Origin of the sequence: Streptomyces sp. NPDC052299, assembly GCF_040679335.1 — a bacterium.
GTDB lineage: Bacteria > Actinomycetota > Actinomycetes > Streptomycetales > Streptomycetaceae > Streptomyces.
Genome location: NZ_JBFAUP010000002.1, coordinates 50456 through 72506, shown reverse-complemented (window position 1 = coordinate 72506; position 22051 = coordinate 50456). Strand labels below are relative to the sequence as shown.

Below are 22051 nucleotides of genomic sequence, written 5' to 3'. Positions count from 1 at the left end.
TGGGACGCCGATCACCCGAATGGCGGGGCCGCGGGAGCCGGAGGAGAGTGGGATGAGGGGCGGAACGGCTTCCGCCGGGCGCCCCCCATCCCACCCAGCTCTTTCCGTGTGAGGAACTCATGGCGACCAACGAAAGCGGCACCACACTGGACGGCGGCTCGGCAGGCGGCACGCGAGGCACGACGACCATCGCGGACAACGTGGTCTCGACCATCGCCGGCATCGCGGTACGGGAGACCGACGGGGTCGCTTCCGTCGGCAAGGGCCCGTCGCGAGCGCTCGGAGCCGTCAAGGACAAGGTCTCCCGCTCCAGTGACCCGGGGCGGGGCGTCAAGGTGGAGGTCGGCGAGAAGCAGACCGCCATCGACGTCGACATCGTCGTGGAGTACGGCGCACCCATCGTGGACACCGCACGCAGCCTTCGTACGAACGTCACGGACGCGGTCGAGACGATGACCGGTCTCGAAGTGGTCGAGATCAACATCAACGTCACCGACGTCCGCGTGCCGGGGTCGGACGACGAGGACGAGGACGAATCGTCCTCGCGCGGTTCGCGCGTCCAGTGACGAGCCCTGCCCGGCTAAAGGCCCCTAGTCCTCGCTGAGGATGCCTTCGCGCAGCCTGGCCAGTATGCGGGCGATCAACCGTGAGACGTGCATCTGGGACAGTCCGAGCCGTTCACCTATCTGGGACTGCGTCATCTCCTGACCGAAGCGCATCTGGACGATGGCGCGCTCCCGTTCGTCCAGCGTCTCCAGGAGGGGCGCGAGGGCGTGCAGGTTCTCGACCAGTTCGATTCCGGGGTCGCACTCGCCGGTGATGTCCGCGTGGGTGCGGCTCACCCCGCTGGGGCTGTCGGACTCCGCCCCGTCGAGGGGCACGTCCAGCGAGTGCGCGGTGTAGCCGTTGGAGGCGACCAGGCCCTCGATGACCTCCTCCTCGCTGATGCCGAGCCGTTCGGCGAGTTCGGCGACGGTGGCCTCCCGACCGAGCGAGGTGGCCAGTTCCTCCTTGGCCTTGGCGAGGGTGACCCGGAGTTCCTGGAGCCGCCGGGGCACGTGGACGGACCAGGTGGTGTCCCGGAAGAAGCGCTTGATCTCACCGACGATGTAGGGAATGGCGAACGAGGTGAATTCGACTTCCCTGCTGAGTTCGAAGCGGTCGATGGCCTTGATCAGGCCGATGGTTCCCACCTGGATGATGTCTTCCATCTGGCCGTTGCCGCGGTTTCGGTACCGGGCCGCGGCGAAGTGCACCAGGGTGAGGTTCATTTCGATGAGCGTATTGCGGGCGTACTGATACTCCGCCGTACCCTCTTCGAGGGTCTGCAACCGGTCGAAGAACAGCTTGCTGAGTGCCCGGGCGTCCTTGGGCGCGACCTTCAACGGATCGGCGATCTGCGGGAGTTCGGCCGGAGCACCAGTCGTGGTCCCCGGCACCTGCGCAGATACGGATGTCGGCATGGCGATCATTCCCTTCCGTCGGACAGCGACTGCTTGCGCGTGCGCGAAGCTGCGACTACCCGGAGCCACGCGTTCCACACACACCTGTGCGACAGAAGCCGTGACGAGTCCCCCGTCAGGCGCGGAGGCAGGCACCGTCCTCGTCGGTCGCCGGCTCGGCCCGGAAAGCTCAGGAGTTTTTCAGGAATAGAGGCGGAGGGCCGGGGCATCCGATGCTTCGGAGGTTGATACCCATGGTTCCCGTGATTCTGGTTCTTCTGCTTGCGCTCATTCTCTTCGGGGCGGGTTTCGCCCTGAAGGCCCTGTGGTGGATAGCCGTCGCCGTACTTGTGGTGTGGCTGCTCGGGTTCGTCGTCCGCCCGGCGGGCGGCGGTGGAAAGCGAGGCCGCTGGTATCGCTGGTAGATACGGCCGGGCGATACGTCGCAGCGGCACATGGAGTGAGGGTCGGCCGGGAATTCCCGGCCGACCCTCACTTTTGCGTACGGCCCTTTCTTCGCTGCGCACCGCTCCCCTGTCTTCCTGGCGGCTCGGTACTGTCTCCACGATCCGACGACGTGGATCCACGGAAGACAGTCAGGGGCGGTCACGTACATGAGCACACCTTCCGAGCCGGACCTCGGCGCCGTCATCGGCGAGCGGCGGCAGCTGATGAACCTCGCCTACCGGATGCTCGGTTCGGTCGCCGAGGCGGAGGACGCCGTGCAGGAGACGTACGCGCGGTGGTACGCGATGCCACCGGCGCGACGGGACGCCGTCGCGTCGCCCGGGGCGTGGCTGACGACGGTGGCCAGCCGGGTCTGCCTCGATGTGCTGGGCTCGGCGCGGGTCAGGCGGGAGCGTTACGTCGGCGAGTGGATACCGGAGCCGCTGCCCGACCGCTCCGAGTGGGGCGGCGGGCGGGCCGCCGGCGACCGCGCCGACCGTGTGGACCCCGCGGACCGGGTCACCCTGGACGAGTCCGTGAACATGGCGTTCCTGGTGGTGCTGGAGTCCATGACGCCGGCCGAGCGGGTGACGTTCGTCCTGCACGACGTGTTCCGGTACCCCTTCGCCGAGGTGGCGGACATCGTCGGCCGGAGCGCCCCGGCCTGCCGGCAGCTCGCCGCTTCGGCCCGCCGGCGCCTCCGGGACGCCCGCGCCGAGGCGGCCCCGGTGGCCGGGCAGGCGGTCCTGGTGCGGGCGTTCAAGGACGCCTGGGAGGCCAAGGACATCGGCGCACTGATCGGCCTCCTCGACCCGGAGGCGGCGATGGTCACCGACGGCGGCGGCCTCGCCGGGGCGGCCCTTCGCCCGGTCGAGGGCGCCGAGCGGGTCGCCCAGTACCTGGTCCACTTCGCGGACAGGGTGCCCGAACTCCTGCTGCTGGAACGCACGGTGAACGGGCGGCCGGGCCTGGTCGCCCAGCACGCCGGAATCACCGTCACCGTGGCCGCGTTCGGCGTCGCCGGGGACCGCGTGCACCGCATCTGGGCGGTGCGCAATCCGGAGAAGCTGCGGCCGTGGCCCGGGCACGGCGGACCGGGTGCGCCCTCTCAGTCGTGGGGCGGGTAGGTCAGCCGTCCGCCGCGGACCCGCGCGTCCTCGTTCAGGACCGCGGGCCGCGTCGAGGTGGGCGACAGGATGTCCACGACCTCGGCGCCCGCGACGATCAGCGCGTCGGTGATCAGTCTGCGGTGGCAGCGCCACGGCACGGCCTCGCTGCACATGATGGCCGGCCGGGTGTGCTCGGCGAGTTCCAGGAGTTCGTCCAGCCCCTCCCGGAATGCGTCCGTCGCCATGTAGTCGGCGTAGTCGCGGAATGCCTTCACCCGCCAGGCGCCGTTCTCGGTCGGAACGCCCTTGGGGGTGTGCCGCCGGCCGCCCAGCTTCGGGAGCCACCGGTATCCGATGCCGGCCGGCAGCGAATCGACGATGTTCCGCTGGTTCCACTGCGGAAGCTTCCGCGACGACGGATACGAGCGCACGTCGGCCAGCAGGGTGACGTCGTTGCGGCGCAGCAGTTCCACCAGTTCGCCGAACTCCCTGGTCGAGTGGCCGATCGTGCAGATCCGGTGCACGGCGCCGGTCCTCAGGTCTTCTTCAGCGCGCTGCCCTTGTGCATGGCGAGGTGGCCGGTCCTGTCGCTCTCGACCTCGTACTGCGGTTCCTCCTTGCTGCAGTGCCGGGTGCGGCCCTTGAATTCGACGTCGCTGGTGTGCTTCCGGGTGATGACGCCTTCGACGTGACCGGCTTCGGAGTTCCATCGCACGTGGTCCCCGACGGCGAAGTCCTTCATGGTCCGGGTTTCCTTTCGTTTCTCGTCGTGGACCGGGCCGTTTCCACGGCCGTGGTCCCTTGCGCCCTGGGTACGCTCATTCCGGTGAGCGCGCCACCGGGCGGGAATCAGGAACGCGGAAGCGGGTCGATCATGAGCACCGCCGAGGACTACCCCCTACGGGCCGCCGCCCGCTCCCGCACCCTGGCCGGGCTCGACGGGCGGCTGGTCGCCTGCCGCGCCTGCCCCCGCCTCGTGGAGTGGCGCGAGGAGGCGGCCCGGGTCAAGCGTCCCGCGTTCCGCGACTGGGAGTACTGGGCGCGTCCCGTACCCGGCTTCGGGCCCCCGGATGCCTCCCTGGCCATCACGGGCCTGGCGCCCGCCGCGCACGGCGGGAACCGGACCGGCAGGATGTTCACCGGCGACCGGGCCGGGGACCTGCTGTACGCCACGCTGTACGAGCTCGGGCTGGCCTCCCGCCCCACGGTGACGGACCTGGCCGACGGGCTGGAGCTGTACGGGGTCAGGGTGACCTCCCCCGTGCACTGCGCGCCGCCCGCCAACCGCCCCACGCCGGGCGAGCGCGACACGTGCCGGCCGTGGCTGGCCCGGGAACTCCAGTTGCTGCGGCCCACGGTGCGGTCGGTCGTCGTGCTCGGCGGCTTCGGCTGGCAGGCGACCCTGGCCGCCCTGGAACAGGCCGGGTGGCGGGTGCCCCGGCCCAGGCCGGTGTTCGGCCACGGCGCCCGTACGGTGCTGGAACCGGCCGACGGGGCGGGCGGCCCGCTGACGGTGTTCGGCTGCTACCACGTCAGCCAGCGCAATGTCTTCACCGGCCGGCTCACCCCGGCGATGCTCCGCGAGGTGCTGACCGAGGCGGCGGGCACGGCGGGGCTGCCGGTGGTCCGGCCGGGTCCGGAGTGACGCGGCCCGGGACGCCCAGGAACCACGGTCACCCCCCACGCGTCGTCGTGGGCATGCACGACACCGACTCCGCCCGTCTGCCCGGACTCGTCGCCCTCTGGGACGGCGTCCGGAAGAATCCCCGGGCCGCCAGGGACGACCGCTACGACCGGGAGGCCCTGGACTGCGCGGCCCGGCTCGCCGCCGCACCGCCGGGTGTGCCCGCCACCGTGTGGGCGCTGGGGCTGGTCCTGATGGCCCCCTACCTCACGTACCGGCCGGGCGAGGGGGTCGTCCCCCGAGTGACCGAGGCGCTGCGGGCGGCCGACGCGTCGCTGCGCGAGGGGCCCTGCCCGCACCCCTCCCATCCGTACGAGGAGCACGACGCGGCGGACGACCGCGCGCTGGCCGGGCGGGCGGTGCCGCTCGCGGACCCGGCGCTGGGGTGGCCGGACGACCGCCCGCGCGAGGAGTGGCTGTGCCCGCTCAACACGGCCGGGTTCGCCAGGATCGCCCTGGACATCGTGGAGCCGGGGTCCGTGCCGGACGTGCCGCCGCGGCTGCCGCTGGAGGCCGTGGACACCATGGCCGACGTATCGGCCCTGCTGCACGGCTATCCGAAGCCGTGGACGGACGTGTACGACGAGATCACCTGGCAGGCGTTCGGCCTGTCGACCGCGGCGCCCGAGGACCGCGCCGGGCACCTCCTGACCGTGCGGGCCGTGACCTGGTACGCCGTCTCCGGCATGGTCAGGAAGAAGTCGGTGCTGGACGACCTGGTCGAGGCGCTGGAGCGGACCCTGCCGTTCTTCGCCGACGCCACGTGCGCCCACGAGTTCCACGCCGAGCTGCCCCGGAGCGGTCCGGAGGCGGCGGAGCTGGGCATCATGCTGAGCAGCCGCGGCGGGCGCGGACTGTACGAGCGCAGGCACCGGGCGGGGCGGACGGCGGCGCTGGAGACCGTGGTGTGCCCGGCGTTCATGGCGGAGACGGCGGCCGGTTCGCTGAAGCTGCTCCGGGAGAAGCGCGAGCAGTTGTTCGGGGAGCGGGACACCACGGGGCTCGACGCCGTGTACCTGCGCCCGGACGGGCGGCTCGACGTGGCGACGATCGCGGAACGGCTCGCCCCGGAGAGCCGGAACGAGGAGTACGCGAACGACCTGGGCATGTGGGCGGCCCGCCGGCTCGGGCGGGCGGAGGGCCGCGAGCGCGCGGTGCTGCTGCTCGCCGCCGGTCAGGCGCTGAAGAACGCGTACCCGGACCCGCCGCTTCCGGTGGCCCGGGACGTACTCGCGGTCCTGCGTGACGTGACCGCCGCGCCCCTGCCCCCGGTGTGCGGGCACGAGGGCGGGCACCCTTCGGTGGCGGACGCCGCGTTCGTGCCCGGGCTGCCGCACTTCTACGCCCCCGAGGAGTTCCCGGCGGGCGGTGAGCCCTTGCGCGTGGAGGTCTGGACCTGCCCGGCGTTCGCGGCGGCGGCCGCCGCGGAGTTCCTGGCGGACCTGGAGGGGCTGGACGAGGACGAGGACGCGGAGGAGTTCGAGGACGACTGACGTTTCCCGCCTATTTTTTGCCAGATCATCAGGTTGGATCCACAGAAAATCGAGCACGCGTCCGTTATGGGCTCACTTTCTCGCACCACCGCGACCCCCGCACCGTTCGGACCCGCGCCCCGTCCGCGAGGGCGCAAGGCGGCCGGGAGAGCGCGAACGCTCCGCCGACGCCTCATCGTGCCCGTCGCGATGATGTCGTTCGCCCTCGTCGCGGCGGGCTGCAACGACGACGGCTCCGGACCGGAGGGCGCGGCGTCACCCGCGGCCCAAGCCGGGACGACGGGCCCCGCCCGGACCTCGCCGCAGCCGTCCGGACCGGCCTCCTCGCCCCCGGCGGCGGCGCCGTCCTCCCCCGCCGCGGCCGGCAGCTCGGGGGCCGACGCCTCCGGTACCGGCCGGTGCACGGCAGGGGGCCTCGGCATGAGCGTGAAGCGGGGCGACGGCGGAGCCGGGCAGGTCTACTACGAGCTCACGTTCGTGAACAAGTCCGGGCGTTCCTGCGTCCTGAACGGCTTCCCCGGCGTGTCCCTGATCCAGCGCGACGGCGCCGTCATCGGCGCGCCGGCCAAACGTGACGGCGCCTCGCACGGGGCGACGACCCTGGCTCCCGGCAGGACGGCGCACGTCGTGCTGCACACGCTGAACCAGGGCATCGCGGACGGCGGCTGCTGGAAGCAGGGCGACTACCTGCGGGTGTACCCGCCGGGTTCCAAGGAGGCGCTGACCCTGCGGGACCCGCAGATCCGTGTCTGCGGCGACCGCTTCACGACCACGTCGGTCGAACGCTGACGCCTCCGCCCGGGGCCCGTCAGGCGGGGATGTCGTCCACCGTGGCGGCGACGGGGGCGAAGAGGTCGCCCACGGCGGTGAGCGCGGCGGTCTTGAGCGTTCCGGCCGGGACGACCGTGCCGTCGGGCGCGGGCAGGCTGCGGGTGGCCGTGGCCTCGGCGACGACAGTGGGCCGGTAGCCGAGGTTGAACGCGCCCTGCGCGGTGTGCGTGACGCACATGTGGGCCATGAATCCGGCGAGCACCAGGTCCTTGCCGCTGCCGGGCTCCGCGCCCAGGGCGGTGAGGGTCTTCTCCAGCTCCGTGCGGTGGAAGGAGTTCGGGAACTGCTTGACGACCACCGCCTCGCCCTCCCGGGGCGCCACTTCGTCGCTGAGGGCGCCGATGTGCTCGCGGATGTCGTACGGGGAGCCCTCGCCGCCGTCGTGGATGACATGGATCACCGGCGTGCCGGCGGCCCTGGCCCGGTCCAGAAGACGCGCGCAGGCGGCGACGGCCTCCTCGGCGCCCTCCAGGGCCATGACGCCGGTCCGGTAGGTGTTCTGGACGTCGATGAGGATCAGGACGGATTCGCTCAGCCGGGGCAGCCGGGCGTCGAGGCCGGAGACCTCGCGAAGGGTCGCGGAAGGCTGGTTCGTGGTCATGGGTGGTGCCTTTCTCGGGGTTGTCTTCCGGGGTTCGCCGGAAGGTCTCCGGGCAGGGCGGAGCCTCCGCCCTGCCCGGCGGGGTTGTCGGAGTGTTCGAGCGGTCAGGCCGCGTGGGTACGGAAGCGGCGGCGGTAGGCGGCCGGTGTGGTGGCGATCTGCCGCCGGAACACGCGGTGCAGGGTCTCCGCCGACCCGAGTCCGGCGGCGGATGCCACCCGGTCGAGCGGGTCGTCGGTCGTTTCCAGGAGCCGGCGGGCCGCCTCGACGCGGGCCGACTCCACATAGGCGGCCGGTGAGACCCCGGTCTCCTGTTTGAAGACCCGGGCGAAGTGGCGCTCGCTCAGGCACATCCGCGCCGCGAGCACCGGTGCGGACAGGTCCTCGTCGAGGTGGTCGGCGATCCACAGCCGCAGCACGTCGATCTCGCGCCGGGAGGCGGCCGGTCTGCTCAGGGGGACGGAGAACTGGCTCTGTCCGCCCTGCCGCTTGAGGTACATCACCAGCTGGCGTGCCACGGCGAGCGCGGTGTCCTCGCCCAGGTCCTCGGCCACCAGGGCGAGCGCGAGGTCCAGGCAGGCGCTGATGCCGGCGCCGGTCCACACCCGCCCCCGGTCGGCGCGTACGAAGATCGGGTCCGCGTCGACCGTGACCTCCGGGTGCGCGGCGGCGAGCTGGGCGGCGGTCGACCAGTGCGTGGTCGCCGTCTTCCCGTCCAGGAGCCCGGCGGCGGCCAGCAGATGCGCGCCGACGCACACGGACGCCACCCGGCGGGCGTGCGGGGCCGTCTGCCGCACCCAGGCCACGATGTCCGGGTCGATCCGGGCGACGGGCCCGTCGTCGGTGAGGTCGACCGCGCCGGGCACCAGCAGGGTGTCGACCTCCCGGCCCACCTCGTCGAAGGTGAGGTCGGTCAGCAGCCGCACCCCCGCCGAGGTCCGGACCTCGCCCGCCTCGGGACCGGCGAGCCGGACCCGGTAGCGGTCGCGGCCCCCGGTCACCCTGTTGGCCAGGGCGAAGACCTCGGCGGGGCCCGAGACATCGAGGAGATCGACGCCGGGGAAGACCGCGATGACGACGCGGTGTGTGGTGGACATGTCTCCATCCTCGTCAGCCGTGCGGATGGCCGCAATGACGGTTCCCTGTCACATTCGGACATCGGCGGGGTCCGCCCCGCGTCCGAGATGCGGGCGCGCGGGCGCACTGGTTCGCTGGGATGGACGGCTCTCCACCGAGAACCTGGAGTGATCATGAGCGTTGCGGACGAGACCGGCGGCCGGGCCGAGCGCATCCGGGCGAAGGCCGAGGAGATGCGGGAGACCGCCGAGCGCACATCGGACCCCCAGGAGCGGCAGCGCCTGCGGGACAAGGCCCGCCGGCTCCAGGAGCGGAGCGACCAGGTGACCACCAAGGGCGACCACGGGACGAACGCGCTCTGAGCCGGCGGGCCCGTCCGCTACTGGGTGAACCGGGGCAGCCACTTCACCAGGTAGTCGGGGTGACCCGCGTTCTCGGCGGCCAGCTGCCGGACCGCGAAGCCCAGGCCGAAGGCCCGGCCGGAGGCGAAGTCGCGCTGCGGGCGGTCCACGTCGAGCGCGGCCACCTCGGCGTACTCGTCCAGCAGGACCCGGTTGGTCTCGATGCGCTGGAGCGTGCGGGCCGGGTCCTGGCGGACGATGTGCCGGTCGTAGGCGTGGCCGTGCGTGCGCAGGGTGAAGGCGATCGCGCCGCCCCGGTCGTGGATCTCGCCGGGCGACTCGGCGGGGCACCGCCATGCCTCGCCGCCGGCCGCCCGCGCGAGGTCCTCTTCCTCGTCGAGGCGCGCCCTGACGAAGGCGACGAGGTCGGAGTTGTCTGTCGTCATCTGGTTTCGCATCCTTCCGCTCGGCCCCACCCCCTGGGGGCCGAGCTGGACACTATCCCGAGGGCGTGTCCGCGAAGTCCCGTCGTACGCCCGAAGGGCGTGGCCTGCGGCGTCTGGTGCCTGCTCTTGGCGTGCCGGCCGACATCCCCCGTACTGGATGTACTTGGGATTTCGGCCGGTGCGCGAGAGTGCGTGCCAGGCGTCGCGGGCCGGACGGGACTTCGCGGACACGCCCTCGCGCCTCAGTGGCTCCCGTCCACCGGCTCCAGTACGAACACGGGGATCTGCCGGTCCGTCTTCTTCTGGTAGTCGGCGTAGTCGGGGAACGCGTCGACCGCGCGTTCCCACCACTGCTCCTTCTCGGCACCGGTGACCTCACGCGCCGTCATGTCACGGCGCTCCGGGCCGTCCTGGAGCTCGACGCGCGGGTCGGCCTTGAGGTTGTGGTACCAGACGGGGTGGGTCGGGGCGCCGCCCTGGGAGGCGACCACCGCGTACCGGCCGTCGTGCTCGACGCGCATCAGGGGCGTCTTGCGGATCTTCCCGCTCTTGGCGCCCACGGTCGTCAGGACGATGACGGGCATGCCGCGCATCGTCGTCCCTTCCGTGCCACCCGAGCTCTCGTACTGCTCGACCTGGTCGCGAACCCACTGGGAGGGGCTCGGCTCGTACTCGCCCTGGAGAGGCATGTGTTCTGTCCCGTCGTCGGTCTGTCCGGCCGTGGCACCTCGTCGGCCGCGGCATCTCATCATGGCTTCAACGACTTCTGCGGCCGGGCTAATCCGCCCCGGCCGTCGTGTCGCGGTCAGGAGCGGCCGGTGCCCTCGGTTCCGTAGCGGACCGTGACCTGCTCGAAGCCCAGGGACTCGAGCAGGCCCTTGAGCATCGCGGTGGTGTTCCTCTCGGCGCGCCGCGCCAGGCCGCTCTCCTTCGCCGCGTCCCCGATGTGGCGTGCGGCCAGCTTGTTGACGGCCTGTTCGCTGCCGGGGTTGTCGGAGAAGAAGTCGCCGAGCCGGTCGAGGAGGCCGCGCTGCTTGGACACCGCGTAGGAGCGGTCGGGGTCGAGCGCCGGCTTGCCCAGGACCGCGTGCGGGAGCCGGAGTTCGGCGGTGGTGCGGTCCTCGTTCACGACCACTCCCCCGCTCGTCACCCGCCCGAGGTCGACGTACGCGGACACGGTGCCCGCGCCGACGTACAGCGTGCGGCTGCCCCGGATCACGTCGGGGACGTACTTGGTGTCCTTCTCCAGGTCGACCACGACCTGGAAATTGCCGGCCGCCGCCTCGTACCTGCTCATGTCCTGGATCGACTTGAGCACCGCCGGGCCCGTGCGGTCGTGGGCCTCCTCGCCGAAGAGGTCGCCCAGGCCGGGCAGCAGGCTGAGGCGGGTGCCGAGGAGCAGCAGGGCGAGCGCGGCCGCGCACAAGGCGGCGGCGCGCCCCCAGTGACGGCGGCGCCGGCCGTCGTCGGCCGGGCCGGGCTTCGTGGACGGTTCTGTCGCCGGGTCGGTGGACGTCATAGGGTCCGTATGACCCGCCCCGCCGGGTTCACGCAGGACGGTCCGCGCCCGGCCCGTTTCCCGGCACTTCCCGGGCCCCTCAGGCCCCGGTGACCCCGTCCAGCCGCTCGCGCACCAGGTCGGCGTGGCCGATGTGGCGCGCATACTCCCCGATCATGTGGACGTGGACGAGGCGCAGCGAGTACACCTCCCCGTCGTGGGTGAAGGTGTCGTCCAGCGAGGCGCCGGCGACGATCTCGTCGGCGAGCCGGCACTCCTCGATCAGCCGGGCGTAGTCCTCGGCGGCCGTGGCGGGGTCCAGGTCCTCGAAATCCGCGTCCTTGCCCTTGGCCGGGTCGTACAGGGGCTCCAGCTCCTGCCCGGCGAACCGCTGCCGGAACCAGGTGCGTTCGACCTTGGCCATGTGGCGTACGAGCCCCAGCAGGGACAGGTTCGACGGCTCGACCGTCCGTTCGGCGAGCTGTTCACCGGTGAGTCCGGCGCACTTCTGGAGGAGGGTCGAGCGGAACCAGCCGAGATAGCCGGTGAGCATCTCGCGTTCGGCGGCGACGAGCGAGCCGGGCGTACGGGTGGCAGCGGGTGCGGTCCAGGTCATCCGGCGATCATGCACCCTGAACGGCTGTTCGTACGAGTGGTTTTACGCGCCCATCGCGCTCATGCCGTAGTCGTCGCCGTCCGAACCGGAGCGGGTCACGGAGGTCGTGGCACCGCCGACGAGCCCGAGGACCAGGAAGAGGACCACCAGCGCCTTGCCCGCGGTGCTCATGACCAGCGGCCTGGTGGCGGAGCGCGGCTGTCCCGGAGGTACGGAGAGGTCGTCGTCGCCGAAGAGGCCCTTGGGGTAGGCGGGGCTGAGCAGGGAGAAGTAGGCGGAGACCCGCATCTCGTAGCGCAGGGTGGCCGCCGTGGCCTCGAACAGCGGGCGGGGCATGCGCCCCAGGATCAGGGTGATGAGCCACCACAGGACGGCCAGGACGGACCAGCCGGACGTGGCGAGGCCCTGCACGACGGCGGCGGGGATGACCAGGATCAGCCGGAAGAACACCGCGAGCCGGTTCAGCCGTGTCGGGCGGACGTCGATGCGGACGGGGTGGTCGGGCGGCTGGGACAGGCTGAAGGGCGGATAGCGGTCGACGAGGAGCATGGCGCTCGCGCCGACGCGTGTCCGGTAGGCCAGGACCTGGGCGAGGAAGCGGTAGACGGGCCCGGGCAGCCGGCCGAGCGCCAGGGCGGCGAACCAGCCGAAGACGACGGTGAAGAAGGCCCCGATCTCCAGGAAGAACAGCACGATGAAGTGCGGGATCAGCAGGAGCAGCCGGAAGAGGACGGTGAGCCGCCGTTGGCGGGCGGGTTCCACGACGTCCAGCACGGGCCGGAACTCGTCGGCGTCCCCGGCGCGCGGCCCCGGGCTCCACTGGGCGTCGCTCATGTCGCTCCTCTTCGGCGGTGGCCTTCCACCGTCGGCCCGCCGGACCCGGTCCGCAATCGGCCACGGGCCGATCGGGTAGCCGTACCGCCGCAGGTCAGCGCTTGCGGAGCCGGCCGCGCGCGGCCCTGCGGCGGACGCCCTGGCGCAGCCGCGACCAGACGGACGCGGACCGGCCGGTGCGGCGGGGCGCGGCCTTGGGACGGGGCTTCGGCTTCGTCCCGGCGGCCTTGGCACGGGGCGCGGCCTTCGGCCGGTTCACCGCCTCTCGCTCCGGGGCCTCGGCGAGGACGTGGTAGCGGTGGCTCAGGCGCCGCCCCACCAGCAGATAGGCCAGGAGGGCGCCCGCCGTGTTGAGGATGACGTCGTCCACGTCGAAGGCGCGGCCCCGCACGACCGCTCCCTGCACCAGTTCCACGAGGACGATGACCGCCACGGTCAGCAGGAACATGCGGAGCATCCGGAGCCGTCGCGGGACGAGGATGGGCAGCAGGATGCCGAAGGGCATGCCGAGTATCAGGTTGCCGCCGGCCTGCTTGCACGCCGCGAGGAACGTGTAGTCCTCGGCGTACTGCCGCAGCGAGCGGCCCGGGTGCAGGTTCGACTTCACGAGTTCCTCGGAGGCGGGCGACGGGGTGAGCGTCACCTTCGCCAGCACCACCGAGAATCCGACCATGGCCACGAAGGCCAGCACCAGGATGGAGACGCGCAGCAGGAGCCGCCCCCATCCCTTGCGCCGGGCCGTGTCCCGCTGAGGTCTTGCCGCCGCTGCGTCCATGGGCCACGGATGCCCCGCGAGCGCCGGGCCACACCCGCGCGCCGTGCGGGGCGGGCCTCCCGGCGTCAGACTGGTCGCGACAGGCCGGTCCCGCACGGCCCGGCGCATCCGGACCGATGCGGAGGTCCCATGACGGACGACCACGCCGACGCGCCCCTGAACTGCCTGGTCACCGGAGCCAGCGGCTACATCGGCGGCCGCCTGGTCCCGGAGCTGCTGGCGGCAGGGCACCGGGTGCGCTGCCTGGCGCGCACCCCGGAGAAGCTGCGCGACCACCCGTGGGCCGGCGAGGTGGAGACCGTACGCGGCGATGTCACGGACGCGGCCTCGCTCGACCCGGCCATGGACGGCATCGACGTGGCGTACTACCTGGTGCACGCGCTGACGACCGGGGCCGGTTTCGAGGAGACCGACCGGCGGGCCGCCACGGCCTTCGCGGAACGGGCACGGGCCGCCGGGGTCGGCCGCATCGTCTATCTGGGCGGCCTCACCCCCGAAGGCGTGTCCGAGCGGGAGCTGTCGCCGCATCTGCGCTCCCGGGCCGAGGTCGGACGCATCCTGCTGGACTCCGGAGTGCCGACGACCGCGCTCCGGGCCGCCGTCATCATCGGCTCGGGCTCCGCGTCCTTCGAAATGCTGCGCTACCTCACCGAGCGGCTGCCGGTGATGGTGACGCCGAGCTGGGTGTCGACGCGCATCCAGCCCATCGCCGTCCGCGATGTGCTGCGCTATCTGGTGGGCAGCGCCCGCATGCCCCGGGACGTGAACCGCTCGTTCGACATCGGCGGTCCCGACGTCCTCACGTACCGGGACATGATGCAGCGTTACGCGGAGGTGGCGGAGCTGCCGCACCGGCTGATCCTGCCCGTCCCGATGCTGTCACCGGGTCTTTCCAGCCACTGGGTCGGGCTCATCACACCCGTACCCGCGTCGATCGCCCGGCCGCTGGCGGAGTCCCTGCGGTACGAGGTGGTGTGCCGGGAGCACGACATCGCGGGATACGTCCCCGACGGGGCGGGGCAGCCGTTCCCCTTCGACACGGCGCTGCGCCTGGCTCTGCAACGCATCCGGGAGGCCCGGGTCACCACCCGGTGGTCCTCCGCCTCGGTGCCGGGCGTGCCCAGCGACCCGCTGCCCACGGACCCCGACTGGGCGGGCGGCAGCCTGTACACGGATGTGCGTGAGCGCGCGGTGGACGCGTCGCCGGAGGCCCTGTGGCGGGTGGTGGAGGGCATCGGCGGGGAGCACGGCTGGTACTCGTTCCCGCTGGCCTGGGCGGTGCGCGGCTGGCTGGACCGGCTGGTGGGCGGGGTCGGCCTGCGGCGCGGCCGGCGCGACACGGACCGGCTGCGGGTGGGCGACTCGCTGGACTTCTGGCGGGTCGAGGAGATCGAGCGGGGGCGCCTGCTCCGGCTGCGGGCGGAGATGCGGCTGCCGGGCCCGGCCTGGCTGGAGATGTACGTGGAGCGGGACGGGAAGGGCCGGTCGCGCTACCGGCAGCGGGCTCTGTTCCATCCGCGCGGGCTGCTCGGGCACGTGTACTGGTGGAGCGTCTCGCCGTTCCACGCCGTGGTGTTCGGCGGGATGGCGCGCAACATCGCGCGGGCGGCGGAGAGCCGGACGTCACCCGGACGGGCGATACCGGCGGTGTCGCCCTGAGCGGTGCGTCCCGGGCGGGCCGGGTGACGGCAGCATGGCTGTCCCCGCCTCATCTGGAGTTGCGCCATGGCCGTTGCGGTCGTCCTGTTCACCGCCGATCTCCGTCTGCACGACCATCCGCCGCTGCACGCCGCACTCGCGTCGGCCGATGAGATCGTGCCTCTGTTCGTCCGGGACAGGGCCATCGAGGAGGCGGGGTTCGACGCCCCGAACCGGCGCGCCTTCCTCGCCGACTGTCTGCGCGACGTGGACGCCGGTCTGCGCGAGCGGGGCGGGCGGCTGGTCATCCGGTCCGGGGACGTGGCCGATGCGGTGTGCGCGGTCGCCGCGGAGACCGGCGCCGACGAGGTGCACGTGGCGGCGGGCGTCAGCGCGTACGCCCGTCGCCGCGAGGAGCGGCTGCGGGAGGCACTGGAGGCCGACGGGCGCCGGCTGCGCGTCCACGACGGCGTGATCACCGCGGTGGCGCCCGGCGCGGTGACGCCCGCCTCCTCGGACCACTTCGCCGTCTTCACGCCGTACTTCAGGCGCTGGTCGCAGGAAGGGCTGCGCGAGGTGTTCGGCGCACCGCGCACGGTCCGGGTCCCGGAGGGGCCGCGCTCCGAGCAGGTGCCCTCCCGCGACGACGTCCCGGGTGTGTCGGAAGGGCTCGCCGATGGGGGCGAGGAGGCGGGGCGCAAGGCGTTCGCGGCCTGGCGGCGGCGCGGGCTCGACGCGTACGAGGACCGGCACGACGACCTGGCGGCCGACGGCACCTCCCGGCTCTCCCCGCATCTGCACTTCGGCACCCTGTCCCCCGTCGAGTTGGTGCACCGGTCGCGGGAGGCGGGCGGCGCGGGGGCCGAGGCGTTCGTGCGGCAGTTGTGCTGGCGGGAGTTCCACTACCAGGTCCTCGCTGCGCGGCCCGCCTCCTCGCACGTGAACTACCGCGACAAGCAGGACCGCTGGCGGTCCGAGGCGGACGCGGCCGACGAGGTCGAGGCATGGCGGCAGGGGCGGACCGGCTATCCGATGGTCGACGCCGCGATGCGCCAGCTGCGCCACGAGGGCTGGATGCACAACCGGGGCCGGCTGCTCACCGCCTCCTTCCTGACCAAGACGCTGTACGTGGACTGGCGGGTCGGGGCACGGCACTTCCTGGACCTCCTGGTGGACGGCGACATCCCCAACAACCAGATGAACTGGCAGTGGATGGCGGGCACGGGCACCGACAGCCGCCCCAACCGGGTGCTCAACCCTGTCGTGCAGGGCAAGCGGCTCGACCCGGACGGGGAGTACGTCCGGCGCTGGGTGCCGGAGCTTTCGCCGGTCTCCGGGTCCGCCGTGCACGAGCCGTGGAAGCTGCCCGACGAGGAGCGGGAGCGGCTGGACTACCCGGAGCCCGTGGTGCGGCTGGCCGAGGGCCTGGCCCGGTTCCGGCAGGCGCGTGGGCTGGAGTGACACGGCGGGAGCGCGTGGCGTTGTTGCTGCTGTCGGCGGCGTCCGGGGCGGCGGACGCGTTCGTCTTCCTCTGCGTGGGCCAGGTCTTCGCCGGGGTGATGACCGGGAACCTGGTGCTGCTGGGCGCCTCGGCCGCCGGGGCGGGCGAGGAGGGCGTGGCGCTGCGCGTCGTCACCGCGCTGGTCGCGTACGGCTGTGGGGTGGCCGGTGCCGCGCTGGCCGGTGAGCGGATGTGGCGGCGGGTGCCGTTGATGCTGCTGGCCGAGGTGGTGCTGCTCGCGGCGGGGGCGGGACTGTGGGCGGCCGGGCTGGTGGCGTCGGAAGCGGACCGGCTGGGTCTGCTGGTGCTCATGGGTCTCGCGATGGGCATCCAGGGGCGGGTGCGGGCGACGCCCACGAACTACTTCACCGGCACACTGACGTCGCTCATCGGCCGCCTCGTGGTGAGGGCCGGGCGGGGCGACGACGGCTGGGCCGCGGGGAGGCTGGCCGCCGTGGTGGCCGGGGCAGCGCTCGCGGCGCTGGCCGTGCGGCTGTGGCCCGAGGGCGGGGCGGTGGCGGCCGTGGCGCCGGCGGTGGCCGCGCTGCTGCTGGAGGCCGCGGCCGGACCGGGGCAGGCGGTGCCCGGGGCGGAAAAGGGGAAGCCCCGGCCGGATCGGGGGAATCCAGCCGGGGCGGCTTGAACGCGGGCGCTCAGGGCGTCATCCGCATATAGATGAACGATAAACCATCACGGTCTGTTCCCCGCAATCCGTGCCCCGGACTGTGATCCAGGGCACGGGCGGACGACCCGCGGGTGCCCGGTCACCGGGCACCGGGGGCCTCGTGGCCGTAACGGCGCCGGAACCGTTCGATCCGGCCCGCCGTGTCCAGCACCTGCCGGGCCCCCGTGTAGAAGGGGTGGCTCGCCGACGAGGTCTCGACGTCGATGACGGGATAGCTGCGGCCGTCCTCCCACGTCACGCGCCGCTCGGAGTCGGCGGTGGAACGGGTGAGGAAGGCCGTCCCGGCCGCGCGGTCGCGGAAGACCACCGGACGGGAGACGGGGTGGATACGGGACTTCATGTGGCGTTCCTTCCTGGACGCGGACGGTCGTACGGGGCGACGATCACGGACTCCGAACCTTCACGGGAACGGGATTCGTTTTCGTTCTGCCCGTACAACACGGCACCCCTCCCCCGCATTCCCCGCCCGCTCCCGCCCGCCGCTCGCCTCGCGACTTGCACCAACCGCCGCCAACAGCAAGGCTGTTCGAAATGAGATGGGCTACAGTCAGCCGCTGGCATATGCCGGATGCAAGAACGCATCGAGTGTTGCCAAACCACTTACGGGCCTCTTCCGGCTGTGCGAAAGTCGTATGCGGTCCACCCTTCGTCACTGGTTGTACCGCCCTGCATCGGAGTACGACATGCCGTCCCCTCTCTCCGCGGACCGATCCGCCCCGCAACCACCCGAACGCGATGCCGTCGACGCGTTGATCCACCGCACGCGCCGGCTGCGCGGCGATGTGGACGCGGTGCGGCGCGACGCCGTGCGCGTGGACGAGGACGACCCGCAAACGCGGTGGCAGCGGGCGCTGTGCGAGCTGGCGGTGCACCACCTGGACGACCTCGGCGCACATCTGGGACAGCTCCGGGACGGCCTGCCGGCGGAGCCCGCCGCCCGGCCCGCGGACACCGCCGACGAGCCCACGGGCTCCCTCATCGGCCGGGTCGGCAGCGCCGAGTGGAATCTGCTCACCGACGAGGTCAGCTGGTCCGACGAGCTGTTCCGGATCTTCGGCCGGGACCCGGAGGCGGGCGGGCTCTCGCTGGACGCCCTGCCCTCCCTGCTGCTCCCCGAGGACCAGCCGTTACTCACCGCGCTCGTCACGGACTGCCTGGTGGACGGCAAGCCGATAGACGGCGAGTTCCGCATCCGGCACACCGACGGGCGCGTCCGGACCCTGCACATGATGGGCGAGCCCGTGCTCGACACGGACGGCTGCACCGCCTCCATGTGGGCCGTCCTGCGGGACGTCAGCGCGCTGCGGCGCAGCCAGCAGGTGGTGCGCCGCACCCATGACTCCCTGCGCCGCGAACGGCCCGGCACGAGGCACCGGGCCGCGGCGGAGCCGGCGGAAGCCGTGCTCCCGCCGTGGCAGACCTCCCTCCGCCTCCCGGACAGCGGGCCCGGCGCCCTGGACATCGCCGCCCACTATCTGCAGTCCGAGACGAGCGCCCTGGTCGGCGGCGGCTGGTACGACGCCATGGAGCTGCCCGACGGCAGGACGATGCTCACCGTGGGCGATCTCACCGGCCACGGCGTCCAGGCCACCTCCGCCATGGCGGTGGTGATGGGCGCGGTGCGCGGCATGGCGATGGCCGGCATCGAGCCCGGCGCCCTCCTCGGGCACCTCAACCAGTTGCTGGACACCTCCATTCAGCCGGCGCTGGGCAGCGCCGTGTGCGGCACGTTCGACCCGGCGACCCGCACCCTGGACTGGGCGCAGGCCGGACACCCCGCACCCCTGCTCTTCCGCGACGGCACCGGACGCCCATTGCCGCTGCCGGACGGGGTCCTGCTCGGCGCGGCCTCCGGGGTCGCCTACGAACAGGTCGAGGCACACCTGCTCCCCGGCGACGTACTGGTGCTGCACACCGACGGACTGGCGCGCAACGATGCCGCCGGGCACGGCGGTGCGCGCCCGGGCACGGAGACGCTGCTGGGGCTGGCCCCTCGCTTCGCCGAGGCCCGCTCGGCGCGGGAGTGCGTACGGATCGTCGTCGAGGCGTTCGGCGCGGCCGAGCGACTGGACGACGCCTGCCTGCTGATCGCCCGCGTCGGGGCGTGAGGAAGCGGCAGACGCCTGTGGCGGCCACCCGGCGCTCGTCGCGTCCCCGGGCTCCTCAGATCTCGGCGCTCCCCGACTTCTTCCGCTGGCTCGGCGGCACGGCGAGCTGGATCTGCTCGCGCAGGTCCTCGATCTTCGCGTAGCCGGAGAACTGCCCGGTCAGCCGGTACATCTCGCGCAGCCGGTCCCATGTGCGGTGGGAGGAGGTCTCCCCCATCGTGACCAGGGCGAGCCGCGCATAGCGGTCGGCCTGTTCCGGGTCGTCGGCGATGAAGCACGCCGAGGCGAGCGAGATGTAGTCGAAGATCTTGGACCGCTCGCGGCCGTTGACCCGCAGCTGCAGGGCCTGCTTCGCGTGCCGCTGGGCGATGACCGCCGCCGAGGGGTCGTGTTCGGCGAGCGTGCGGAAGGCGAGGGCCTGCATGCCGTGCATGTCGGCCTCGTCGAACATCTGCATCCAGCTGGGCGGGGGCACATCGGCCTTGTCCGAGACGAAGAGCTCCTCGGCCCGGCCCAGGGTGCGCCGCATGGCTTGTCCCCGGCCCATGGACGCCTGCGCCCACGCCTCGATGGTGCAGAGCATCGCCTGGGTGCGCGGCAGGACGGCGTCGCCCGAGCCGGACTTGGCGAGCTTCATCAGGTCCAGCGCGTCGTCGGGCCGGCCCAGGTGGACCATCTGGCGGGCCGCGCGGGACAGGGCCTCCCCTGCGCGCGGGCGGTCGCCGCCCTCGCGTGCCGCGTGCGCGGCGATGACGAAGTACTTCTGCGCGGTGGGTTCGAGGCCGACGTCGTGCGACATCCACCCCGCCAGGACGGCGAGGTTGGCGGCGACGCCCCACAACCGCTTCTGGAGGTGGGCGGGGTGGTGGTAGGCGAGCATGCCGCCCACCTCGTTGAGCTGGCCCACCACGGCCTTCCGCTGGAGGCCGCCGCCCCGGGAGGCGTCCCAGGCGCGGAAGACCTCGACGGACCGCTCCAGGGCCTCGATCTCCTCGGAGCCGATGGGGGCTGCCTCGTACCGGTCGAAGCCGGCCGGATCCGCGTGCAGGGGGTCTCCGGTGTGCGGGGCCCCCGCCGCCAGTGCGGGGTCGGTGTGCAGCCAGTCGTACATGGGGCCGGCGATGGCGGAGCCGGCGGCGAGCACGGCGCCCGCGCTCATCAAGCCGCGTCGGTTGAGCATGAGGTCCATTCCCGTGAATTCGGTGAGGACCGCTGCCGTCCGTTCGGGCGGCCACGGGAGTTGCTCGGGATTGTCCTGCGTCCCGGCCTCTCGCCGCTTCCCCGCACGCCCGCGTCGGCCGAACCCGAGGTCCTCGATGGTCACGACACGACCGAGCCGCTCGGTGAACAGAGCCGCCAGCACCCTCGGAACGGGATCGCGGGGGGACTCCCCCATGTCGATCCAGCGCCTCACGCGCGAGGTGTCGGTGGCCAGTTGCGGGTGGCCCATGGCCGCCGCCTTCCGGTTCACCATTCTCGCGAGTTCGCCCTTGGACCAGCCGGCAAGGCCGAACAGGTCCGACAGGCGGGTGTTGGGTTCTCCGGTCACGTCAAGCCCCCAGGTTCTCGGCTGTGTTGACAGTAACCCCGTGTCAGATGCCTTGCGACTATTCGCCAGGCTTTCGCCAGGGTGCGCTATGTCGAGAGACACCCGCTCCCCGGTGTCAGGTAGGAAAGCGCAACCCCGCCCGGCAGCCCTAGGTACTCCCCAGGGTGCCGAACGGCCGCCGGCCGGGGTGGCGCACGCAACTAGTCGGCGCACGAAGGGATCTGTATCGCCCATGTACACAGCATCGTCCTCCGTGTCCGCCCCGCCCCGGCCGCTCCGTCCCCTCCAGGCGGGCGGCGGACCGTATCTCGACCCGCGCGCCACCCTCCCGGCCCCCGGCATCGGGCGGCCCCGGCGGCCGGGTGGGCCCGGTGCCCCCTCGCTCGGCGGACGGCTGGACCTGTCGGGCCCGCAGGGCGCCCAGCTGAGGATGGTGATCGCGTCCGTGCACCGGATCTGCCCGGAGTTCAATCCGGTGCAGGTGCTGCGGCGCAGCGGGCGCTCGGTACTGCTGGTCGGTTCCACAGGGCGCGCGACGGCGGTCGCGAAGTGTTTACTGGACCACTCTCCCGCGTGGTCGGAGCGGTTCCGGCACGAAATAGCGGCATACCGGGCGTTCGTCCGGCACCGCCCGCCGGTACGGGTGCCCCGGCTCATCGCCGCCGACCCGGAGAACTGCACGCTGGTCATCGAGCGGATGCCGGGGCGGGTGGCCGCCCTGACGCGCCACCCGGCCGAGGCGCCGCCCCGCGCGGACCTGCGCGCCGTGCTCGGGGCGGTCGCGCGGGTGAACGCCTGGCGTCCGCCGGCGGGCCTGTTCGAGGCGCCGCTGGACTACGCGGCCCGGATCAACCGCTACCACGAGCTGGGTCTCTTCACCGACCGGGACCTGGGCGACCTGCAGAAGCTGCTGCACGGGATCGCCCACTCCGGCGGGCGCCACGGGATGGGGCAGTTCTGCCACGGCGACGCGCTGCTGTCCAACATCCTGCTGTCGCCCACGGGACCGGTGCTGGTGGACTGGGAGCACGCGGGCTGGTATCTGCCGGGGTACGACCTGGCGACGCTGTGGACGGTGCTGGGTGACGCCCCGGTGGCACGGCGCGAGATCAGCAAGCTGGCGCAGGTCGCCGGCCCGGCGGCTCGCGACGCGTTCCTGGTCAACCTGATGCTCGTGCTCACGCGGGAGATCCGCCGGTACGAGACGGCCGTGCAGCGGGCCATGCGGGAGGCCGGGCCGGCCCGGGCAGCCGTGCAGGAGCGGCCGGGCGCGCTCGCGCCGGGCGAGGAGCAGCGGCTGCTGCTGCGCCGGCTGCACGACGACTGCGCGATGGCCCGGAACGCCGTGCGGGCGGCGGTCGGCACGCGCTGACCGG

General features: G+C 72.6%; 25 protein-coding genes. 12 read left to right on the top strand and 13 right to left on the bottom strand.

Annotated elements, in window-relative coordinates:
• Positions 1 to 119 precede the first annotated feature (119 nt).
• Complete coding sequence (locus AB0L33_RS03555) at positions 120 to 566, top strand: Asp23/Gls24 family envelope stress response protein (RefSeq protein WP_365677461.1); 447 nt, start codon at positions 120 to 122, stop codon at positions 564 to 566.
• A gap of 24 nt (positions 567 to 590) precedes the next feature.
• On the opposite strand, the gene AB0L33_RS03550 is transcribed toward AB0L33_RS03555, so the two are convergent.
• A complete protein-coding gene (locus tag AB0L33_RS03550) occupies positions 591 to 1472 on the bottom strand; it encodes an RNA polymerase sigma factor SigF (protein WP_365677460.1) in 882 nt (293 codons plus the stop codon).
• A 224-nt stretch (positions 1473 to 1696) separates the two neighbouring features.
• Here AB0L33_RS03550 and AB0L33_RS03545 point away from each other — a divergent pair, with 224 nt between their 5' ends.
• Entirely contained in the window at positions 1697 to 1867 is a 171-nt protein-coding gene (locus tag AB0L33_RS03545) for a hydrophobic protein (protein WP_365677459.1), read from the top strand.
• A gap of 189 nt (positions 1868 to 2056) precedes the next feature.
• Positions 2057 to 3016 carry an RNA polymerase sigma factor SigJ gene (gene sigJ, locus AB0L33_RS03540; protein ID WP_365677458.1) on the top strand — a complete coding sequence of 320 codons (960 nt, stop codon included), beginning with the start codon at positions 2057 to 2059 and terminating at the stop codon, positions 3014 to 3016.
• Here sigJ and AB0L33_RS03535 read toward each other — a convergent pair.
• Together AB0L33_RS03535 and AB0L33_RS03530 are read right to left on the bottom strand one after the other, a co-directional pair.
• Positions 2998 to 3522, bottom strand: coding sequence for a DUF488 domain-containing protein (locus AB0L33_RS03535; RefSeq protein ID WP_365677457.1), 525 nt, complete (start codon positions 3520 to 3522; stop codon positions 2998 to 3000). The genes sigJ and AB0L33_RS03535 overlap by 19 nt on opposite strands.
• Positions 3523 to 3533: 11 nt before the next feature.
• On the bottom strand, positions 3534 to 3740 hold the full coding sequence (locus AB0L33_RS03530) for a DUF2945 domain-containing protein (RefSeq protein WP_365677456.1): 207 nt from the start codon (positions 3738 to 3740) through the stop codon (positions 3534 to 3536).
• Between the two features lie 132 nt (positions 3741 to 3872).
• On the opposite strand from AB0L33_RS03530, the gene AB0L33_RS03525 reads away from it, so the two are divergent.
• The 3 genes from AB0L33_RS03525 (at position 3873) to AB0L33_RS03515 (ending at position 6964) form a co-directional block, all read left to right on the top strand.
• Positions 3873 to 4643 (top strand): uracil-DNA glycosylase, encoded by a 771-nt coding sequence (locus tag AB0L33_RS03525; RefSeq protein WP_365677455.1) that lies wholly within the window; start codon positions 3873 to 3875, stop codon positions 4641 to 4643.
• A gap of 53 nt (positions 4644 to 4696) precedes the next feature.
• Positions 4697 to 6175, top strand: coding sequence for a hypothetical protein (locus tag AB0L33_RS03520; protein ID WP_365677454.1), 1479 nt, complete (start codon positions 4697 to 4699; stop codon positions 6173 to 6175).
• A gap of 189 nt (positions 6176 to 6364) precedes the next feature.
• A complete protein-coding gene (locus tag AB0L33_RS03515) occupies positions 6365 to 6964 on the top strand; it encodes a DUF4232 domain-containing protein (protein ID WP_365677453.1) in 600 nt (199 codons plus the stop codon).
• Between the two features lie 19 nt (positions 6965 to 6983).
• On the opposite strand, the gene AB0L33_RS03510 is transcribed toward AB0L33_RS03515, so the two are convergent.
• Together AB0L33_RS03510 and AB0L33_RS03505 are read right to left on the bottom strand one after the other, a co-directional pair.
• Positions 6984 to 7607, bottom strand: a complete 624-nt coding sequence (locus AB0L33_RS03510; protein ID WP_365677451.1) for a cysteine hydrolase family protein — start codon at positions 7605 to 7607, stop codon at positions 6984 to 6986.
• Positions 7608 to 7711: 104 nt separating this feature from the next.
• The gene (locus tag AB0L33_RS03505; RefSeq protein ID WP_365677450.1) at positions 7712 to 8704 is read right to left on the bottom strand and encodes a helix-turn-helix domain-containing protein; all 993 of its coding nucleotides are present in this window, start codon (positions 8702 to 8704) and stop codon (positions 7712 to 7714) included.
• A 153-nt stretch (positions 8705 to 8857) separates the two neighbouring features.
• Between AB0L33_RS03505 and AB0L33_RS03500 the strand changes: the two genes are divergently transcribed.
• Entirely contained in the window at positions 8858 to 9046 is a 189-nt protein-coding gene (locus AB0L33_RS03500) for a DUF6381 family protein (RefSeq protein ID WP_365677449.1), read from the top strand.
• A 17-nt stretch (positions 9047 to 9063) separates the two neighbouring features.
• Here the strand turns inward: AB0L33_RS03500 and AB0L33_RS03495 are convergent, their stop codons facing one another.
• The 6 genes from AB0L33_RS03495 to AB0L33_RS03470 form a co-directional block, all read right to left on the bottom strand.
• A complete protein-coding gene (locus AB0L33_RS03495) occupies positions 9064 to 9471 on the bottom strand; it encodes a DUF6221 family protein (protein ID WP_365677448.1) in 408 nt (135 codons plus the stop codon).
• A gap of 242 nt (positions 9472 to 9713) precedes the next feature.
• The gene (locus AB0L33_RS03490) at positions 9714 to 10160 is read right to left on the bottom strand and encodes a nitroreductase family deazaflavin-dependent oxidoreductase (RefSeq protein WP_365677447.1); all 447 of its coding nucleotides are present in this window, start codon (positions 10158 to 10160) and stop codon (positions 9714 to 9716) included.
• A 116-nt stretch (positions 10161 to 10276) separates the two neighbouring features.
• Positions 10277 to 10990, bottom strand: coding sequence for a DUF4230 domain-containing protein (locus AB0L33_RS03485; protein WP_365677446.1), 714 nt, complete (start codon positions 10988 to 10990; stop codon positions 10277 to 10279).
• Positions 10991 to 11069: 79 nt separating this feature from the next.
• Positions 11070 to 11585, bottom strand: coding sequence for a DinB family protein (locus AB0L33_RS03480; protein ID WP_365677445.1), 516 nt, complete (start codon positions 11583 to 11585; stop codon positions 11070 to 11072).
• 42 nt (positions 11586 to 11627) lie between these two features.
• Entirely contained in the window at positions 11628 to 12419 is a 792-nt protein-coding gene (locus tag AB0L33_RS03475; protein WP_365677444.1) for a DUF4389 domain-containing protein, read from the bottom strand.
• A gap of 94 nt (positions 12420 to 12513) precedes the next feature.
• Positions 12514 to 13194, bottom strand: coding sequence for a VanZ family protein (locus tag AB0L33_RS03470; RefSeq protein WP_365677443.1), 681 nt, complete (start codon positions 13192 to 13194; stop codon positions 12514 to 12516).
• A gap of 129 nt (positions 13195 to 13323) precedes the next feature.
• On the opposite strand from AB0L33_RS03470, the gene AB0L33_RS03465 reads away from it, so the two are divergent.
• From AB0L33_RS03465 to AB0L33_RS03455, 3 genes are all read left to right on the top strand, one after another.
• Positions 13324 to 14853 (top strand): SDR family oxidoreductase, encoded by a 1530-nt coding sequence (locus tag AB0L33_RS03465; RefSeq protein ID WP_365677442.1) that lies wholly within the window; start codon positions 13324 to 13326, stop codon positions 14851 to 14853.
• Between the two features lie 66 nt (positions 14854 to 14919).
• Positions 14920 to 16293, top strand: coding sequence for a deoxyribodipyrimidine photo-lyase (locus AB0L33_RS03460; protein ID WP_365677441.1), 1374 nt, complete (start codon positions 14920 to 14922; stop codon positions 16291 to 16293).
• 23 nt (positions 16294 to 16316) lie between these two features.
• On the top strand, positions 16317 to 16976 hold the full coding sequence (locus AB0L33_RS03455; RefSeq protein ID WP_365677884.1) for a YoaK family protein: 660 nt from the start codon (positions 16317 to 16319) through the stop codon (positions 16974 to 16976).
• 121 nt (positions 16977 to 17097) lie between these two features.
• Here the strand turns inward: AB0L33_RS03455 and AB0L33_RS03450 are convergent, their stop codons facing one another.
• Complete coding sequence (locus AB0L33_RS03450; protein ID WP_365677440.1) at positions 17098 to 17358, bottom strand: type B 50S ribosomal protein L31; 261 nt, start codon at positions 17356 to 17358, stop codon at positions 17098 to 17100.
• 343 nt (positions 17359 to 17701) lie between these two features.
• Here AB0L33_RS03450 and AB0L33_RS03445 point away from each other — a divergent pair, with 343 nt between their 5' ends.
• The gene (locus AB0L33_RS03445; protein ID WP_365677439.1) at positions 17702 to 19126 is read left to right on the top strand and encodes a SpoIIE family protein phosphatase; all 1425 of its coding nucleotides are present in this window, start codon (positions 17702 to 17704) and stop codon (positions 19124 to 19126) included.
• A 55-nt stretch (positions 19127 to 19181) separates the two neighbouring features.
• Here AB0L33_RS03445 and AB0L33_RS03440 read toward each other — a convergent pair whose 3' ends face one another.
• On the bottom strand, positions 19182 to 20675 hold the full coding sequence (locus AB0L33_RS03440) for a hypothetical protein (RefSeq protein WP_365677437.1): 1494 nt from the start codon (positions 20673 to 20675) through the stop codon (positions 19182 to 19184).
• 232 nt (positions 20676 to 20907) lie between these two features.
• Here AB0L33_RS03440 and AB0L33_RS03435 point away from each other — a divergent pair, with 232 nt between their 5' ends.
• Complete coding sequence (locus tag AB0L33_RS03435) at positions 20908 to 22047, top strand: aminoglycoside phosphotransferase family protein (RefSeq protein ID WP_365677436.1); 1140 nt, start codon at positions 20908 to 20910, stop codon at positions 22045 to 22047.
• Positions 22048 to 22051 lie beyond the last annotated feature (4 nt).

What these genes read in the sequence shown, in the direction of transcription:
- AB0L33_RS03555 (WP_365677461.1), top strand. Translation starts at nt 120, where the DNA reads ATGGCGACCAACGAAAGCGGCACCACACTGGACGGCGGCTCGGCAGGC.
- AB0L33_RS03550 (WP_365677460.1), bottom strand. Translation starts at nt 1,472, where the DNA reads ATGATCGCCATGCCGACATCCGTATCTGCGCAGGTGCCGGGGACCACG.
- AB0L33_RS03545 (WP_365677459.1), top strand. Translation starts at nt 1,697, where the DNA reads ATGGTTCCCGTGATTCTGGTTCTTCTGCTTGCGCTCATTCTCTTCGGG.
- sigJ (WP_365677458.1), top strand. Translation starts at nt 2,057, where the DNA reads ATGAGCACACCTTCCGAGCCGGACCTCGGCGCCGTCATCGGCGAGCGG.
- AB0L33_RS03530 (WP_365677456.1), bottom strand. Translation starts at nt 3,740, where the DNA reads ATGAAGGACTTCGCCGTCGGGGACCACGTGCGATGGAACTCCGAAGCC.
- AB0L33_RS03525 (WP_365677455.1), top strand. Translation starts at nt 3,873, where the DNA reads ATGAGCACCGCCGAGGACTACCCCCTACGGGCCGCCGCCCGCTCCCGC.
- AB0L33_RS03520 (WP_365677454.1), top strand. Translation starts at nt 4,697, where the DNA reads ATGCACGACACCGACTCCGCCCGTCTGCCCGGACTCGTCGCCCTCTGG.
- AB0L33_RS03515 (WP_365677453.1), top strand. Translation starts at nt 6,365, where the DNA reads ATGATGTCGTTCGCCCTCGTCGCGGCGGGCTGCAACGACGACGGCTCC.
- AB0L33_RS03510 (WP_365677451.1), bottom strand. Translation starts at nt 7,607, where the DNA reads ATGACCACGAACCAGCCTTCCGCGACCCTTCGCGAGGTCTCCGGCCTC.
- AB0L33_RS03505 (WP_365677450.1), bottom strand. Translation starts at nt 8,704, where the DNA reads ATGTCCACCACACACCGCGTCGTCATCGCGGTCTTCCCCGGCGTCGAT.
- AB0L33_RS03500 (WP_365677449.1), top strand. Translation starts at nt 8,858, where the DNA reads ATGAGCGTTGCGGACGAGACCGGCGGCCGGGCCGAGCGCATCCGGGCG.
- AB0L33_RS03495 (WP_365677448.1), bottom strand. Translation starts at nt 9,471, where the DNA reads ATGACGACAGACAACTCCGACCTCGTCGCCTTCGTCAGGGCGCGCCTC.
- AB0L33_RS03490 (WP_365677447.1), bottom strand. Translation starts at nt 10,160, where the DNA reads ATGCCTCTCCAGGGCGAGTACGAGCCGAGCCCCTCCCAGTGGGTTCGC.
- AB0L33_RS03485 (WP_365677446.1), bottom strand. Translation starts at nt 10,990, where the DNA reads ATGACGTCCACCGACCCGGCGACAGAACCGTCCACGAAGCCCGGCCCG.
- AB0L33_RS03480 (WP_365677445.1), bottom strand. Translation starts at nt 11,585, where the DNA reads ATGACCTGGACCGCACCCGCTGCCACCCGTACGCCCGGCTCGCTCGTC.
- AB0L33_RS03475 (WP_365677444.1), bottom strand. Translation starts at nt 12,419, where the DNA reads ATGAGCGACGCCCAGTGGAGCCCGGGGCCGCGCGCCGGGGACGCCGAC.
- AB0L33_RS03470 (WP_365677443.1), bottom strand. Translation starts at nt 13,194, where the DNA reads ATGGACGCAGCGGCGGCAAGACCTCAGCGGGACACGGCCCGGCGCAAG.
- AB0L33_RS03465 (WP_365677442.1), top strand. Translation starts at nt 13,324, where the DNA reads ATGACGGACGACCACGCCGACGCGCCCCTGAACTGCCTGGTCACCGGA.
- AB0L33_RS03460 (WP_365677441.1), top strand. Translation starts at nt 14,920, where the DNA reads ATGGCCGTTGCGGTCGTCCTGTTCACCGCCGATCTCCGTCTGCACGAC.
- AB0L33_RS03450 (WP_365677440.1), bottom strand. Translation starts at nt 17,358, where the DNA reads ATGAAGTCCCGTATCCACCCCGTCTCCCGTCCGGTGGTCTTCCGCGAC.
- AB0L33_RS03445 (WP_365677439.1), top strand. Translation starts at nt 17,702, where the DNA reads ATGCCGTCCCCTCTCTCCGCGGACCGATCCGCCCCGCAACCACCCGAA.
- AB0L33_RS03435 (WP_365677436.1), top strand. Translation starts at nt 20,908, where the DNA reads ATGTACACAGCATCGTCCTCCGTGTCCGCCCCGCCCCGGCCGCTCCGT.